Below are 16,040 nucleotides of genomic sequence, written 5' to 3' on the forward strand. Positions count from 1 at the left end.
TGCGGTCCCGGACGCGTCTCGCGAATCGGCTACTGAACCTTGTAGATCCAAATCAGGGTGGTGGTGAGTTCACCCTTGTCGGTCCACTGGTACTTACGGGCCACACCCTGGCCGTTGTAGTTCTTCACCCAGTCGAGCAGGTCGGCCCGGGTGATCTTGCCGGCGTCGATGCCCTTCAGCAGGATCGTGCCGAGGTCGTAGCCCTCGGTGCTGTAGGTTCCGGGCGCCTGGCCGAACTTCTTGGTGTACTCGTCGGCGAAGGAGCCGGTGGCCGGGCCGCAGGGGCAGGACAGGATGGCGTCCTTGGAGGACTGCCCCGCCTGCTTCACGAACTCCGGATCCTTGGTGCCGTCGGCACTGACGAACTTGCCGGTGTACCCGCCGTCGCGCAGCTGCTGGACGAACGGAGCGGCCTCAGCGTAGTAACCGCTGTAGAACACCGAATCCGGCGACTGGCCCTTGACCTGGGTGACCGCGGCCGAGAAGTCCTTGTCGCCCTTCTTGACCGAGATCTTGCAGGCGTCGAGAGCGACCGGGCCGAGGGTCTCGCGAACCGCCTGCGCCAGGCCCACACCGTAGTCGGTGCTGTCGTCGACGACGCAGACCTTCTTCTGGTTGAGGGTGTTCTTCAGATAGTTGGCCACCGAGGGGCCCTGCACACCGTCGTTGGCCAGGCCACGGAAGAACGTCTTCCAGCCCTGCTCGGACAGCGTGACGTTGGTGGCCGACGCAGTGGCGGCGACCAGGCCGGCCTGGTCGAACACCCCGCCGGTGGCCTTGGTCTCGCCCGAGAACGCCGGTCCGACAAGCCCGATCGTGAACGCATCGTCGACGATCTGCGGCGCGATTGCGGTGGCCTTCTGCGGGTCACCTTCGGTGTCGAACGGCTTCAACTGCACCTGGCAGCCGGGGTTGGCGGCGTTGTGCTTGTCGATGGCCAGCTGCACGCCGTCCTTGATGTTGATGCCCAGCGCGGCGTCGGGCCCGTTGAGCGCACCGGCCATCGCGATGGACACCGGCGGGCAGGTCGCCTTGCCGTCACCGGCCGGATCGGCAGGTGTGGCGCCGGCGTCGGGCTTGACTTCCGCGCCGTTCTGATCGATCTGGACCTGCTCGACGATCTTCAGGTCGCCCTGCGAGGCGTTTCCGCCACCATTCGACGGGGACTGCTGATTGCAGCCGGCGATGCCGATGACCGCCAGCAGCGCCGAACTAGCGGCGATTGCACTGCGTGTCGCGCGTCCGCGCACGTTTCACCTCCGGGTCAGTAGTTTCACGGCGCCGACATCGCAAACCGCTCTGCGGCCCACCCTCGACACTGCGGTAGAACATAGCCAACCGGTGGCCGCAGCGCGTCATGTTGGCCAACGCCTGGCCGTGAGCATATTCCGGATCGCGCCAAACGGCGCGGTCAGAGGAAACGCAGAGTTAACGCGTCAATTCGACGCCGGATCCGCACCGGGCGTGTCGAGGGTCTCCAGCACCACCTCGGCGACCCGCTTCATCGTGGTGCGCCGGTCCATGGCCGCACGCTGAATCCACTTGAACGCCTCAGGTTCGGTCATGCCCTGGTTCGCCTGCAGCAACCCCTTGGCCCGCTCCACCAGTTTGCGGGTCTCCAGGCGGTCCGACAGGTTGGCGACCTCACGCTCCAGTTCGGCGATCTCACCGAACCGGCTGACCGCCACCTCGATCGCCGGGATCAGATCGCTGATGGAGAACGGCTTCACCAAGTACGCCATGGCGCCGGCGTCGCGCGCCTTTTCCACCAGATCGCGCTGACTGAAGGCGGTCAGCACGACGATCGGCGCGATGCGCTTGCTGGCGATCTCGGCGGCCGCGTCGATCCCGTCCCGCCGCGGCATCTTGACGTCCATGATCACCAGGTCGGGACGCAACTGTTCGGCCAGCTCGACGGCCTCCTGGCCGTCCCCGGCTTCGCCGACCACCTCATAGCCCTCGTCCCGAAGCATTTCGGCCAGATCCATCCGGATCAACGCTTCATCCTCGGCGATCAGCACCCGGCGGGATGTGCGGTCTTCGGCGTCCGTCATGCGGCCATTGTTGCGTGGTCAGCGGTAATCAGCCACCTCGGAGCTCTGTGGCCGACCGGTTGGCGCCCCCGGCACGGTCATCCACTATGGTGGGACACCGCCGTGAACACGGCCTGCCCTCGTATCCCAACTGGCAGAGGAAACGGATTCAAAACCCGTGCAGTGTGAGTTCGAATCTCACCGAGGGCACCAGAAAGACCAGCTCAGAGCCATATTTGAGCGACACGCCCAGTGGGCACAGCCACACAGTAGGCAGACAGTAGGCACGGCATTAGGATGCCGCCTATGACGGCAGCCAAGAAACGCGCGATCCGTTCAGATGTAGATGATCTGTGGCACCGGAAAGCCCGGCGGGGTGAGCAGGTCTACTACCCCGCGGATAACTCCGATGGCCCGGTCTGGTGCATGGATCGCACGCACTTCAAGAAACCGGGAACGATGGTGTGCAGTACCCGGCACGGTCAAGGCAAACGCTGGCGCGCCGAGTGGGTCGACGCTGACGGCAACCGGGCAACTAAGGCGTTCGACAACAAGGCTGACGCCCAGCGCTGCGCAGACGACGAGCGGATGAAGATCGACACCGGCACCTATGCGGACCCGAAACGCTCGGCGGTCACGTTCGCCACTGTGGCTGATGCGTGGCTTAAGACTAAGGAAGCGGCAAACCGGGCACCTAAGACGATTGAGGGCTACCGGGGCTTATTAGAGGTAGTGATCTTGCCCAAGTGGGAGAGCTACCCGCTTAAGGACATCAGCCACGAGCGGTTACAGGGCTGGTTCACATGGCTGGCAACGAACCCGGCGGCGCGCAAGCACCCGAAGCGTGACGAGGACGGTGAAGTAGTACAGACCGGCCTCTCCCCTGCCCGTGTGATCCAGATTCACCAGGTAGTGCATCAGGTGTTCGCTTATGCGATCCGGTGCAAGTACCTGGCGGTCAATCCGGCTAACGACATTCAAAAGCCCAGTAAGCCGCAAGTTAAGGACTTGGCGCTCACGCATGAGCAAGTACGGATATTGGCCGACGCCATCGCCAAAGCCGAGACGGCGATCCGGCATCGTGCCGATACCGCACCGGCCCTAACTTCTCCGGACGGGTTGGCCGCGATGGTGCGGCTCTTGGCGTATGCGGGTTTGAGGTTCGGTGAGTGCGCGGCGCTGCGGGTCGGTGACGTGGACGTGGCCGGGAGGCGCATCGTGGTGGATAAGCAGATCACGCAGGTGCGGGGCCAAGGCCGGGTAGAGGGTGAGACTAAGACTCACCAGGTGCGCAGAGTGCCCATCCTGACTACGGAGTTGGCCGACGCGCTGGCCCCGGTGATCGCCGGGCGCGAACCTGGCGAGTACCTGTTTCCCGGCCCGGACGGTGGCGCTATGACTATCGGCTGGTTCATGGCGCGGTTCAGCAAGGCCGTAGAGGCGTTGGGTGTACCCGGCGTGACGCCCCATACGTTGAGGCACACCGCCGGTTCGTTGGCGATATCCGAGGTCGGATCGGTGGTTGTGGCGTCGAAGCTGCTAGGACACCGGAACGTATCGACCACGGCCAATGTGTATTCGCACATGCTTGATGGTGATTGGGAGAAGCTCGCGGCTGCGATGGACAAGGCAACCCAACCGGCACGTTGATGGTTTGCTTACGTCTATTCCTTCTGATTCGGGCGAACCGTCTGTAAAGTTACTTTCAGCGAGTGAATTTGATTGGTGACCGCGTAAGGAACGGAACACTCGACGGAATTGCCGCCACAAGGGCGGCACCCGGATATCACCAGAAGCCAAACGAATGTCTGATCTGTTGACGCTGGCTGAGCTGTGCCAGAAACTAAGCATCACCGAATCGACTGCCTACTACTGGAGGCAGACCGGTAAGGGGCCTAAGGGTGCCCGTATCGGCAAGACTCTGCGTTATCGCCGCGCCGACGTTGAGGCGTGGCTAGATAAGCAGTTCGCTGTTTAACCCTTAACCTAAGCAACCCAAACGGGTGGCCGGGTTACGTGCTGCCCACAACAAAGAGGATGGAAATATGGCTTATACCAATGTGATCGAGATCGGCGAGAACAGCTTCTACCGGGTCTCGAAGCATCGCGAGTTCGTGAAGCTCGAAATGTTCGTCAACGGTGAGCAGGTTCATGTGGCCACGCACAGCTTCACGCGGAAGCAGGCCAAGGCTATCGGCGCGCAGTTGATTGAGCGGGCCGATATCCAATACCGGATGGCGTAGCGGTCCCTTGGGGAATGGGTGGACCTGCGGGTAAAGCCGCAGGTCACTCCCAGCGCAATTGGTGAACTCTTAAAAAGGTACGCCTCGCGTATATACTGAAAGTAGAACACTTGAAATATGAAATTCTCAATGTAGATGGGTCGATAAACTCACCTAAGCTACTAAGGTCGCCATCCGCCCAAACCAAGAAGCGTAAGCGCTGGGACGTGACAGGCGGGCACGGTCTGCAATTCAACGATCACGGCGTGTTTTACCGGGGAACGAATCGTGTGCCGCCCCGCGGCATGTACGGGCACCTGATCCATCCCGGCAAGAATTACGCCGGGCCGGTGCTACCGGCATACGGGTCGCTTACGGGCCGCTACCTGGCCGATCCGGACGACGACCGCGACGATCCTGCCGCCGAGCGCATCACTTGTTATGAGCGGCGCGCCGCCGAGCTGATCGCGTTCGAGGTGTTGGGGCCACCGCCTGCCGCGTGGTCGGCTACTGCGGTTCTGCACTTGGACGGTGACCCCGCCAACTGCGCGCCGGGCAACCTGCGATACGCAGTCGATGCGGAACGCGCAAACATATTGCACGACAGGGATATCCGCTCCCTAATGGTGTCCGAGGTCACCGCTTCCCGCCTGTACAACGAACACAGCGCGTTCCGGTTTGCCCCGTACCACGGGCGGCGCAAGCCGAAAGAGGCGCTTATGGGCGAGCGGCTGGACGTGACCTACCGGCACCGCATGGTTCACAAGCCACACGTCACCGTCGAGAACTGGGACGGGCTGTATGGCCAGCGGGCCAGCTAAACAACTAAACAGAGATAGGAACGCATATGCGTAACGGCAATATTCAAATTACGCCTAAGAGCTTTGAACTAATGGCGACGCAGCCCGGAGACGGTGACCCGCGCATCGGCCTGCGCTTCAACGTGCATCAGGGATACGAGAACATGCTGGACTCGTTCACATTCCCGCTGCACCCCAACGACGCGCTAGAGCTGGGCGCGCTTCTGATCGCGCACTCTGATGCGCTGTCAGGCCGTCCAGTGCGCGACTGGGATGCGCTCAGCGCCAACTAACCAGCTACATAGACCGGTATGCCCGGACCCGCTTCCATCCTGTCGGGTCCGGGCATCGCCACATTCCGGGGGGAACATGCCAATCACAGTGCTACTTAGGAGCATTGAGCTAAAGCGCGAACCGAAGCCGCAACGCTTGCCGCGTCGCGAGCCGATTAAGTGCTACGCGTCCGGTCAGCGCGGCTGCTACTGCTGCACCGAAGCCAGTAACCGATGAGCACCGTCGTGGTTCCCGCCGAAACCGGCGAACCGTACACAGTCGAACACCACGGCACGAAGATCAGAGTCAAGCGCAAGTCTGAGTACAACAACGGATTCACACACGTTCTGGTGTTCCGGCGCTCCGAAGCCGTCGAGGTCGCTAACGCGATGATTGACCTAATTGAACAGGACACCCGGTAGTGCGGCGACCGTGCTTAGGGTGCGGTTGCCTGATCCCTAGCGGCTCACGCTGCACCGACTGCCAACGCCCACTAAACAACCACTACCAACGCGGACGCAAAGGCCGCACCGCCTCAGACTGGCGATGGCGCAAGCTAAGCGCAAAGCTAAGGCGGCTTAGCCCATTCTGTGAGAAGTGCTCAGCGACAACCGACCTAACCGTGGACCACGTAATCGTTCCAACAGAGCGGCCTGACCTCGTTTATGAGGAACTGAACTTGCGCGTCTGGTGTCGCACCTGCAATTCAGCGCGAGGTGACAGGTGTACCGACGCCGAACGCCAACAGGTACTCACCGCCATCGCAGCCCGCAAGCAACGCTGGACCAACTACATGGACGCAACCAGCGACTAGTAGTCCCTATCGTCCGGGCCGAGACAACCTGGACTGCACCGAGCGCTAATGACATCCGACGCGTACGGCTCATCCCGGCCAACAACCTGACCGCCCACGTAGTAGTCGTCAACCGTCTCAATCACTGGCGCACCACACTTATTGCAGGTGCCGTTGCGACGTTGCCATTGCTTGTGAGTCATCCGTAAACGGTACGACCGGGCCACGACAACGACCGTCACCGACCCTCAGGGTGATGAACAATCCGATACACCTGCCCTGACCAGCACGTTAACCGCGCCAAGGGTGTGACTAAGCCAAAGGCTAAGCGTCACTAACGCATGAGCCGGCCACCGCTCTGACCAGCGGAAACGCTAAGGGTGGGCAGGGTCCCCGTCGCGGCCCGTCCCTCTTCTTGATCGGCCAGCGCAGGGACAATTACTTAGAGCCACATCTCATGCTTGGAGTACTTTTTGATTGTTGTCTTGTCACCATTGTCGATTTTCGACAGCGCTTCGATGAGTTTGTCCACACGCTTGAGCAGCGCCTCTAGCTTGCGAAGCAACTCCATCGAGGACGCCGTTCGCCGTTGGGTAAGTTCTTCCAGCTTGTAGAAACCATCCGGCGCATAGTTCACGACGCGTTCGTGCGCATTCTGCAAACGAGCCCAATCTGCGTCCAGACCGCTATAACGGGTTTGCACTGCCGCGACGTGGCTTTCGTGGGGGATGGTGATGCCGTCCTGTACTACCGCGTCAAGGCGGTCGCGGAGTTTGGCTACCGAGTCAGGTAGTCCCCCGGCGGGTACCGATCCGCTCTGTAACTGTTTTACGACTGGGCGAATGTCATCTTGCGCCGCTTTTAGGATTGAGCGCAGGTCGTCCCGGAGGTTTTGCTGCCGTTCGGTAATCGGTTTTCTTGTTTCTTTACGCACAGTGTGAGCTGTGTTTCCCAAGCTAAGCGCGAGCGCTCCCCACGCCGCGATAGCCGACCAGTCCACCGACACAGACGGGAGTATTTCATGGCCGCAGGCCCAAAACCGGCTGCGGACCTAAGCGCGTTGCCGTTCCGATCCCAAAAGTTGGGTGCTGAGCGGTTCGCCGCTTGGGTCGCTAAGTATCTCGTCGTACCGAAGGGGCGAGGAGCCAACAAGTCAATGCGATTGAGGCCGTGGCAGGTGGACATGATGCGCCCGTTTCTGGACCCGGACCCGCGTCCAGTGGTCGGAGCGATCATGGGGCCGCGCGGGTTGGGCAAAACCGGCCTGTTCGCGGCGCTGGGCCTGTATGAGCTGTTTTGCGGTCCGGATGGCAATGAGATTCCGATTGTCGCAGTCGATGAGCGGATGGCGGGCCGGTTGCTTAAGCCGGCCGCTGACATGGTGTTGCTTAACGACGCGCTGGCGTCGCGCGCGGCTGTCTACCGCGACCGTATTGAGATTCCCGGCAAGCGTTCGTCACTGACGGCGCTTCCGGCTGAGGCGAAGCGCATTGAGGGTTTGGGCACCTTCACGCTGGCGTTGGCCGATGAGCTGGGCGAGATTGACGCCGATACGTGGTCAACGTTGTTGATGGGCGTCGGCAAGATGCCAGGCGCGATGGTGCTAGGCATCGGCACGCCGCCGAACCGGGAAACGTCGGTGCTAATTGAACTGCGGAACCGTTTCCGGGCTGATCCGACTGACGACACGTTGGCGTTTGTTGAGTTCTCCGCCGATGGTTTCGAGCATCACCCGCCGGAATGTCCTCACTGCCTAGAGCTGGCTAATCCCCAACTGGACGACCTGTTGGGGCGTCGTGAGGCGTTGGCGATGCTTAAGGAGGGCGAGGGCGAGTACCGCCGTAAGCGCCTTTGCCAGGTGGTGGTTACTAACGAACGCCCATTCCTTAGCCCCGAGCAGTGGGACGCGCTGGCGACCGGTCAATGCATCCGTGACGGTGCCGAAGTTGTCTTAGGCGTGGACGCCAGCCGTAACAACGACTCAACGGCAATCGTGGTCGGAACAGTGGCCGCCCGCCCGCATTTCGACACGGTTGCAGTATGGGAGAAGCCGCAGGGTGTCGATAGCTGGCAGGTGCCGATTCTCGACGTTGAGCAGGCGATCAGGGACGCGGCGCAGCAGTGGAGTGTCCGTGAGATTGCCTATGACCCCAAATATTTCACCCATTCGGCGGCGGTCCTCGCGGGCGAGGGCTTGCCGATGGTGGTGTGGGATCAGACCCCTAAGCGGCAGACCCCGGCAACTAAAGACTTGCAGACGGGCGCATTGCAGAAGCTCTATACGCATTCCGGAGATAAGGACCTTAGGCGGCACGTCTTAGCGGCGACGGTTAAGGAATCAGATGTAGGGATCAAACTTGAGAAAACTTCACGGTCTCGGCACGCCCCGAAGATTGACTTGGCGGTATCGCTGATGATGGCCCATAGCCGGGCTACTTACCTTGCCGCACAACAGAAACCACGCAAGCGAACGGTGTCGTTCGCAGCTTAAGCGCGGAGAAAGACAACTAAATATGAGTTCTGACCTACTTGTGGAGCTATTGCAGACCTTGGACGGTCCGCAGCACCGCTATGCCGAACTGGACCTTTATGCAACTGGTCGCCAACGTCCTGCTTACCTCAGCCCTGAGGCGCGTATCGCGCTACCGGCGTTCACGCGGATCGCGTCGAATATCCCCGGCTTAGCGGTCACGTCCCTTGCGGAACGCTTAGTGATTACGGGTTTTCGTGGCGTTGACGTGTGGGACGACTGGCTGGCTAACGACTTGGACCAACTCAGCACAGTGTTGCACCGCGAAGCTTTGACCTTCGGTGACGCTTACGCGATCTGTTGGGCTAAGCCGGATGGTTCACCGTTGGTGACGGTGGAGTCTCCGCAGCAGGTCGCGGCCCTTAAGGACCCGGCGACCCGAGAGATTGCGAGTGCTGTTAAGCGGTGGCGCACTAAGACTGAGACGCACGCAATGGTTTACCTGCCTGACCGGATAGAGCATTGGCGGGCGAATACAGCAGGCGCGGCCACAGCGGCGTTCGAGCTTGTCGATACTTTGGATAACCCGCTGGGCGTCGTTCCGGTGGTCAACTTTTGCAATGCCGCCCGGATCGTCGGGTGTGGCCGCTCCGAGATTGACGACCTTAAATCTCCATGCGACAGCTTGAACGCGACACTTGCCGGTTTGGCCGTCGCGCAGGAGTGCACCGCGCGGCCACGGCGCTGGGCTACCGGCGTCGAACTGGTGGAGGTTCCCAAGCTCAAAGCTGACGGCACAACGGAATTGGATAGCGACGGCAACCCTGTTATGGAGACGGTTAACCCGATCCCCGAGGGCAACCGGGCAATGCTTAGTGAGGACGACAAGTCGAAGTTCGGGCAGCTCGCGGGCGCTGATCTGGCCGGGTATGAGGCGGCGGTTCGTATCTGGCTACAGCAGATCATGGCCGTGTCGGCGCTCCCGGCTCACATGGTCGGCATCACCACTGAGAACCCGTCGAGTTCCGAAGCTATTCGCGCGTCCGAGAGCGCGTTGACCGCTCGCGCCGAGCAGCGCCAGGCGGTGTTCGGGCGTAGTTGGGAACAGGTCGCTCGGTTGATGGTCGCTATCCGTGACCGTGTGGACGTTAACTCGGTGAAGGTGAAAGTGCAGTGGCGCGACGCGGGAAGCACGTCGGTATCGGCGGAAATGGACGCGGTAACTAAAGGCGTGCAGGCCGGGATGTTGAGTAAGTCCGAAGCGCTGCGCCGTTTGGGTTACACCAGCGAGCAAGTTGAGCAAATCGCAATTGAACGCGCCAATGAGGAACAGAACGAGTCGGCTATGGGTGTTTTTTACGGCAACCAGGGCCGAGAAATGACTAAAGAAATGGGGGCGGCGGCATGAGTGACGTAAATACGGGGCCAGATGCCCAACAGGGTGACGAAACCGTGGACGGTAATGCGGTGACCGCTGAGACGGCAGAAAATGCGCCAGACGCGCAGCCAGACAGCAATGCCGATAAGACCACCGATGGTGATAATTTCCCGCGCTCTTATGTGGAGGAACTTCGCAAAGAGAGTGCTGATTACCGCACGCGCGCAAAGGAAGCTGAGGACCAGGCCGACAAGCTGGCTCGACGCCTGCACACGGCCCTAGTCACTGGCACTAATCGGCTGGAAAACCCGACTGACTTGCCTTACGACGCGAAGCACCTAGAGGACCCGGAGGCGCTTAAGGCGGCGCTTGATGCACTGCTGGCTGACCGGCCTTACATGGCTAAGCGTGTCGTTACGGGTGATGCGGGCCAGGGTAACCGGGGCGGCGCTGAGAGCGGCGTAAGCCTGTTGGAAATGATGCGACGTAGCCGCTAAGCGCCAGGTGCGCAAAATATTTATCCCGCTCAGGTGGCCGGGGCTGACAAACACAATCTCATAAACAACTTAATAAGGACAAAAGAATAATGGTTATTGAAATTCCTAGTGGTAATACTACGCTACTTTCTTCCGAGGTTGCCGACATTCTCGTCGGGCCGCTTGAACAGGCGTCAACGTTTCTGGCGGCTGGTCCACAGATTGTGGATACGCCGAACCCGCTCCGCGTCCCCCGGCTGGCATCTAGCGCTACCGCTGCTTTCGTGGCTGCCGGTGGGCAGATTAGCGATGGTGACGTGACTTTTGATGAGGTCACTCTGTTGCCGTCGTCGCTTAAGGGCCTTAAGAGCCTGATCAAGGTGTCTAACGAGCTGCTGCGGCAGTCTGTCGTGGCACTTGAGACGACGCTGCGCACTCGGCTGATTACCGATATCGCTAACACGTTGGACGCTGCGCTGTGGAATGGCGCGGGCACGTCGGACACGGTGAAGGGCATTCTTAAGGCAACGGGAATCGCCACCGGCGACCTGGACCTGACCGACCCTGACAGCCTGATCGACGGTATCGACAAGGCGCTGGGCAACTATGTGCAGCCGACCCACCTTGCTATGCGGAGCGCGACGTTTACGAAGTTCCGCAAGCTCAAGGTAGGAGCATCTGACGCCCGTTACTTGTTCGATCCGTCGGCGGCTTACGCGGCGAATCAGTACAGCATGTTCGGTCTCCCGGTGATCATCACGAACAATATTCCGGCGGATACCGTTGCCGTCGTTGACTTTTCCAAGGTGATCGTGGCACGCGACGTTGACTCTGAGGTCAAGATTCTGACCGAAACGTGGGGCGATTACGACAGCGTTGGTATCCGCGTCGTGTCCCGTTTCGATACGGCGTTGTTGCAGCCAAAGGCTGTGACCCTGTTGACGGTTCCGGCTGGTCCGTAATAATGGCAGCGCCGACAGCAGATGATCTGGCGGCGCTGACGGGCGGTGAGGTCAACGCCGACCAGGCCGAGGCAGTCCTAGCGATCGTCTCGGCGCTGGCCGCGTCCTACACGCGCGGGCAGGGATTCACAAACGGGGAACCCGCAGGCGATCTGCGGGCCGTGATCCTGTCCGCGTCTCTGCGGCGTCTCACCGACCCAACGGCAACCGTGACAGATCGTCAGATGGGGCCGTTCCGTACGTCCTACCGGCCCGGTGATGGTTGGTCTACGTGGGAACTGTTGACCCTGAACAGGTACCGCCAACGCGCAATATAGCGCGCCCTTAGGTGTGCATCCGGCTTAGGTCGGGTGTCGGTAAGGAATCCCGGGGAGTCGAATCCTTAAGGGGTGAAACGGCCATGAGCTAGTGCCGGGGTTACCTGCCAAACCTGCCGGGACGGTCCTGTTCCGGTAGTGCAAGTAAAACTACTGACTCCCTTAAGGAATCAGTGACCGTTTGTGGCTTGCGGCTTGACGAAAATATGAAGGCGGGTTGCGTGCCGGAGTTGTTACCGGCGTGAAGCGCGGCCAGCGGACCGGCCTGGTGAGACCTTAGGAAAGCTCACCAGGCCTGGGCCGTGCCTTTCAGAGCTGCCGGCGACACCGCGAACACCGCTCAACCACGCCGAGCGAATCCACCTGGCCCCAGGATGACAGCAACCGGTCCTCAAGGAGAACGGGTTGGCCGCAACACGACGACGCACGCGAATAGTCGACCCTGGTCCTGATCTGAATGCCTGTGCCCATCTTCCAGCCTTTCGATAGTCCGTTCGAACAATGACCGGATCAACCGTGGCAGACGGACGCTTGGTCTGCACGCACACATGTCGCCTTCTGCGTTACGGATTTAGGCGGCTTACAGCGGCCCTGAGCGCCGCCACCAAGCCCTCAACCTGAACCGCGCTGAGTTCGCAATCCCTACCCCCCACCACTAACACCACGCGCCGTTCGACACTGCCGGTGAAGTCCTGCGCTCCGCCAACGCGGACGCTCAGCGGGTAACCGTCCGCGTCAAGTTCGACCGGCTCTGTGATAGCGAAGCTGCGTTGCCCGTCGTCATCCCAAGAGTCGCAGCGGATGGCGTCGGAGGGAGGGGCGACCTGGTCCAGTGTGGCAAGTGTCATGGCGGGGGACGGTACAGCCCGCAGACAATGCCGTCAACTACTCAAAACTGTTGCGCTGCAGTGGTTTTAAAGTACGCGCGGCGTACTCTGGACCCCTGTGCTTGATCTACTTCTGGCAAGTTGGTGCATGCTTCCGCCGCACCGCCCTGATGTTCATACAATCCGGGAGTGGTAACGAGTTTCCATGAGTTCTTACCCCACTTCGAGTACGAGGTGAGGATGTTCATTTTCACGGCACGCCGACTCTCTGCGTACCCCGACTACCGCCACATGGCTGCCGGACATCCCCAGAAGCAAGAGCATGACGCATTCTTGGAATCGTTTCTAATTCACACCCGCGTGTTAGACGAGTTCTTCCGTGAGCGGCGCAAGTACAAGACAGACGTAATCGCGGCAGATGTAGTTGCCGGGTTCCGACTCGACCCTGATGAGGTGCCGCCGCCGCTCAACGGACTGTTGCGGACGCAGATAGATCGCCAACTGGCGCACGCAACGGATGGCCGGTCAGGCAAGCAACCGTTCCCGATTCGGGCAATGGTCCACGACATGCTGATGGTTATCAATCAATTTCTCTGGCGGCTCCCCGACCAAGCGGATGGCGTGGCGGTGCATGAGTTGCGCTTAGAAGTTCTCAAGCTTCTGAGCGACGACCGGATCGTCGATGTCGATGGGTCCTAGATTCTCTACCAGTAGGCACGCAGTAGGCACGGCACCAATCGACACCTCTAACCACCACGGGTTGTCCCTAGTCCTCCACCGCAGTTCAGACACCCTTTCGACCCACTTTCCACAAAAGGCCACAAGAGTCAACAACTTTTCGTGACCTGCGGGTTTGCCAAGCGCACGATTTCAAAACCCGTGCAGTGTGAGTTCGAATCTCACCGAGGGCACCAGAACTAGCCATCCCGCTGGCAGCCAGCCCGCTGAGGCCTGCGGAGCGCAGGTGCAGAAGCGCCTGCAGATCCCCACCCCGCATCGGCGTCGCGGTCAGGGAACTGATCCGGTCCACCCACCGTTGACCTAGCGAACCCGCCACGGCCCTTATCCCCCCCTTGCCGTGGCGGGTTCCCTTGACCGGGTTCGGCTCAATCCCCGCTTGGCTGCACGCATTCGGCTTGCGTAACTATTCGAAACCGACTCCGCCTTTGATGTGCACGCCGTTGCCTACCAATTCTTGAACAGGCAGCAATGTCGGGTGAGATTTCTGTTTTCGGCGCGGGAATTGAGCCCGAAAGGGAGGCCCGCCACGACCCCCTTTGATTCCCCCATCGCCGTGGCGGGCCTCACCAACAGTGATTTCCAGTTCGCAGACGTGCATAACCGAGGCCATGAGTGGTCTGCATCACTAAGGCTGAATGCGCGGACCTGGCCGGCCCTCGTGTGCCGACGATTTCGTCACTACTCAATACAACGGCGTGTCACCGAACGCTCGGCCCGTTGTCCGCAAGCCCCACCCGCAACGACGAGAATGGGCCATTGGGGCACAATGAGCGGCATCGACATCACACCGACACGACAGCGACTCGCGCTGGTCCTGCTTGCCTCGGGCCTGTTCGGCGTCCTGGCGTTCATGGCTGCCGAGATCAACTCGTGGTGGATGACAGCGCTCGACACATCGGTGTGGAACTGGTTCGACGCGCATCGATCGCATAGCGGGAGGGGCGATTCGGCCGGGATCTTCGACTTCATCGGTCAACCCATCCACGTGGCAGTCGCCGGACTGGTGAGCGGAACGCTACTGGCCGTGAGCGCGCGTTCGATCATCCGCCTCATTGCCGTGACCGGATCCGTCGGTGCGGGTGCGGTGCTCGAGCAAACGCTCAAGCACACTGTCGGACGAACGCCGCAGAATCTCGCCCAGCTGCGCGACGGATCAATGCTTGACTGGTCAGACCTCGATTACATGCATTCGTTTCCCTCCGGTCATGTCACCGGAGCCGCCACGCTGTTCGGAACGATCGCGGTGTGCGTCGGCGTCGGGCGCAATCAGGCTGCGAAGGCCGTGATTTCAAGCGTTGCCGTGATCGGTGTCCTCGCCGTCGCCTGGCTGGCGCTCTACGTGCGCGCTCACATCTTCACCGATGTCATCGGGGGCATGGTGCTCGGCGGGGCGCTCGTGGCACTGAGTGCTGCGGCCATCACGTCGCGGGCCCGAAGGCCAAACGGCACGGCCGGCGACCGCCTGTTGAGGCGGACGCATAGCCGTACCGTCTGAACGCTGCTGCCCGCCGACTAACGGCGGGCCGAGATCACCGAACGCAGTTGTTGCCGACGATTTCCTTGCAGACCGCTCCCGGCGGCGCAGGGTTGACCGTCGGCGAGAACGAGTTCGCGCCACCGGGCGACACAGCCTTTTCCGTCGGCGAGGGCACCACGGTGGACGACGGAGTGGTCGTAGTCGTCGACGACGGGGCGTCCTTCGCGTTCGAGCTGCACGCGGTCAGCGCACCCATCCCGACGATTGCGGCCCCGCCAGCAAAGAGTGCAATCTGACGAGTCAGGCGACCAGAGCTCATGATGTTTCCTATCTGTGTACGCCGAAGTGGCGAAAGGCTACTTTACTGGATGACCGCTGTGGGTCCAATGGGGGGAGCATACCGCTCAAGCAAACTTTTGGGCGGCTTTTCAGTAGAGGTCCAGGCGCCGATCGGCGAGCAGGTCGACATACTCCGTCAGAGTCTTGTCGTGCGTGGCGGTCAGGTCGACGTCGGCAATGGCCAGCCCCGGTCCCGATCCTGCTTCGGCGACCACCCAGCCGTCGGGGTCGACGATCACACTGCCCTGCGTCCACGGCTGGCCACGTTCGACTCCCGCGCGGTCGCACACCGCGACCACCACCCGATTGAGCCGCGCGGTGGACATCGCCGTGATCACCTCACCCGGACGCTCCCCCTCGGGACGCGGGAACAGTGGCCAATTCACCGGCGCCGCAATCAATTCCACGCCGTCAACGGCCACCTGGCGGGTCACTTCACCGAACTCCAGGTCGTAGCAGACCATCACCGCGATCGCGCCGTGCCGCGTCTTCAGCACCGCAGGCAGCTCGGTGCCGCGGGTGAAGATCAGCTTCTCCCGGTCCCACAGATGTGTCTTGCGGTAGGTCGCAATCACTCCGTCGCGGTCGAGCGCGACCGCGCTGTTGTACAGCAACCCGTCGTCACCGAGTTCGCAGAACCCGCCGATCACGATCGCGTCGCCGGCGGCGGAACGCCACCCGTCGAACGCCGGGTCGGTGGGGCGCAACGCCGCCGAGCGGGCTTCGTCGGCATCGGCGAACATATAGCCGGAGGTGGCCAGTTCCGGCAGCACCACGACGTCGGCCCCGCGCGCGACGGCGTCAGCAACAGCACCCGTCGAAAGCTCGAGATTGTCGGCCAGCGCGCCGACGGTGGGGTCGATCTGGGCGCACGCGATCCGGGTCATCCTTGCAGGCTAACCTCGCCGCAGGGAACCGGCAGAGGAGGAAGC

19 protein-coding genes and 1 tRNA gene are annotated in these 16,040 nt (G+C 61.3%); 16 read left to right on the top strand and 4 right to left on the bottom strand.

Annotated features, from left to right (window positions below):
* Positions 1-29: 29 nt before the first annotated feature.
* Positions 30-1,250 carry a branched-chain amino acid ABC transporter substrate-binding protein gene (locus tag AB4879_RS26510; protein WP_102809052.1) on the bottom strand — a complete coding sequence of 407 codons (1,221 nt, stop codon included), beginning with the start codon at positions 1,248-1,250 and terminating at the stop codon, positions 30-32.
* A 186-nt stretch (positions 1,251-1,436) separates the two neighbouring features.
* Positions 1,437-2,054, bottom strand: a complete 618-nt coding sequence (locus tag AB4879_RS26515; protein WP_102809051.1) for an ANTAR domain-containing response regulator — start codon at positions 2,052-2,054, stop codon at positions 1,437-1,439.
* A 115-nt stretch (positions 2,055-2,169) separates the two neighbouring features.
* Between AB4879_RS26515 and AB4879_RS26520 the strand changes: the two genes are divergently transcribed.
* From AB4879_RS26520 to AB4879_RS26555, 8 genes are all read left to right on the top strand, one after another.
* Positions 2,170-2,246, top strand: a tRNA-Leu gene (locus AB4879_RS26520).
* Between the two features lie 93 nt (positions 2,247-2,339).
* Positions 2,340-3,683 carry a tyrosine-type recombinase/integrase gene (locus AB4879_RS26525; protein WP_370509964.1) on the top strand — a complete coding sequence of 448 codons (1,344 nt, stop codon included), beginning with the start codon at positions 2,340-2,342 and terminating at the stop codon, positions 3,681-3,683.
* Between the two features lie 154 nt (positions 3,684-3,837).
* Positions 3,838-4,011 carry a helix-turn-helix transcriptional regulator gene (locus tag AB4879_RS26530; protein WP_370509965.1) on the top strand — a complete coding sequence of 58 codons (174 nt, stop codon included), beginning with the start codon at positions 3,838-3,840 and terminating at the stop codon, positions 4,009-4,011.
* A gap of 67 nt (positions 4,012-4,078) precedes the next feature.
* The gene (locus AB4879_RS26535) at positions 4,079-4,276 is read left to right on the top strand and encodes a hypothetical protein (RefSeq protein WP_370509966.1); all 198 of its coding nucleotides are present in this window, start codon (positions 4,079-4,081) and stop codon (positions 4,274-4,276) included.
* Between the two features lie 110 nt (positions 4,277-4,386).
* Complete coding sequence (locus AB4879_RS26540; RefSeq protein WP_370509967.1) at positions 4,387-5,076, top strand: hypothetical protein; 690 nt, start codon at positions 4,387-4,389, stop codon at positions 5,074-5,076.
* Between the two features lie 71 nt (positions 5,077-5,147).
* Positions 5,148-5,348 (top strand): hypothetical protein, encoded by a 201-nt coding sequence (locus tag AB4879_RS26545; RefSeq protein WP_370509968.1) that lies wholly within the window; start codon positions 5,148-5,150, stop codon positions 5,346-5,348.
* Positions 5,349-5,561: 213 nt separating this feature from the next.
* Positions 5,562-5,750, top strand: a complete 189-nt coding sequence (locus AB4879_RS26550; protein ID WP_370509969.1) for a hypothetical protein — start codon at positions 5,562-5,564, stop codon at positions 5,748-5,750.
* Complete coding sequence (locus tag AB4879_RS26555) at positions 5,750-6,142, top strand: HNH endonuclease (RefSeq protein ID WP_370509970.1); 393 nt, start codon at positions 5,750-5,752, stop codon at positions 6,140-6,142. The genes AB4879_RS26550 and AB4879_RS26555 overlap by 1 nt, the downstream gene beginning before the upstream one ends.
* Before the next feature lie 421 nt (positions 6,143-6,563).
* Here AB4879_RS26555 and AB4879_RS26560 read toward each other — a convergent pair whose 3' ends face one another.
* Complete coding sequence (locus tag AB4879_RS26560; protein ID WP_370509971.1) at positions 6,564-7,127, bottom strand: hypothetical protein; 564 nt, start codon at positions 7,125-7,127, stop codon at positions 6,564-6,566.
* Positions 7,128-7,307: 180 nt separating this feature from the next.
* Here AB4879_RS26560 and AB4879_RS26565 point away from each other — a divergent pair, with 180 nt between their 5' ends.
* From AB4879_RS26565 to AB4879_RS26600, 8 genes are all read left to right on the top strand, one after another.
* Complete coding sequence (locus tag AB4879_RS26565) at positions 7,308-8,612, top strand: terminase TerL endonuclease subunit (RefSeq protein WP_370509972.1); 1,305 nt, start codon at positions 7,308-7,310, stop codon at positions 8,610-8,612.
* A gap of 22 nt (positions 8,613-8,634) precedes the next feature.
* Positions 8,635-9,999 (top strand): phage portal protein, encoded by a 1,365-nt coding sequence (locus tag AB4879_RS26570; protein WP_370509973.1) that lies wholly within the window; start codon positions 8,635-8,637, stop codon positions 9,997-9,999.
* Entirely contained in the window at positions 9,996-10,466 is a 471-nt protein-coding gene (locus tag AB4879_RS26575) for a hypothetical protein (RefSeq protein ID WP_370509974.1), read from the top strand. Before AB4879_RS26570 ends, AB4879_RS26575 begins: the two co-directional genes overlap by 4 nt.
* Before the next feature lie 89 nt (positions 10,467-10,555).
* Positions 10,556-11,407, top strand: a complete 852-nt coding sequence (locus AB4879_RS26580; protein WP_370509975.1) for a phage major capsid protein — start codon at positions 10,556-10,558, stop codon at positions 11,405-11,407.
* A 2-nt stretch (positions 11,408-11,409) separates the two neighbouring features.
* On the top strand, positions 11,410-11,724 hold the full coding sequence (locus AB4879_RS26585; protein ID WP_370509976.1) for a hypothetical protein: 315 nt from the start codon (positions 11,410-11,412) through the stop codon (positions 11,722-11,724).
* Between the two features lie 1,067 nt (positions 11,725-12,791).
* Positions 12,792-13,250 (top strand): hypothetical protein, encoded by a 459-nt coding sequence (locus tag AB4879_RS26590; RefSeq protein WP_370509977.1) that lies wholly within the window; start codon positions 12,792-12,794, stop codon positions 13,248-13,250.
* A gap of 892 nt (positions 13,251-14,142) precedes the next feature.
* Positions 14,143-14,787 (top strand): phosphatase PAP2 family protein, encoded by a 645-nt coding sequence (locus AB4879_RS26595; protein ID WP_370509978.1) that lies wholly within the window; start codon positions 14,143-14,145, stop codon positions 14,785-14,787.
* A gap of 50 nt (positions 14,788-14,837) precedes the next feature.
* Positions 14,838-15,065 carry a hypothetical protein gene (locus AB4879_RS26600; RefSeq protein WP_233209450.1) on the top strand — a complete coding sequence of 76 codons (228 nt, stop codon included), beginning with the start codon at positions 14,838-14,840 and terminating at the stop codon, positions 15,063-15,065.
* A gap of 132 nt (positions 15,066-15,197) precedes the next feature.
* Here AB4879_RS26600 and AB4879_RS26605 read toward each other — a convergent pair whose 3' ends face one another.
* The gene (locus AB4879_RS26605) at positions 15,198-15,995 is read right to left on the bottom strand and encodes a nitrilase-related carbon-nitrogen hydrolase (protein WP_370509979.1); all 798 of its coding nucleotides are present in this window, start codon (positions 15,993-15,995) and stop codon (positions 15,198-15,200) included.
* Positions 15,996-16,040: the final 45 nt, after the last annotated feature.

Source organism: Mycobacterium sp. SA01 (assembly GCF_041287105.1).
Lineage (GTDB): Bacteria > Actinomycetota > Actinomycetes > Mycobacteriales > Mycobacteriaceae > Mycobacterium.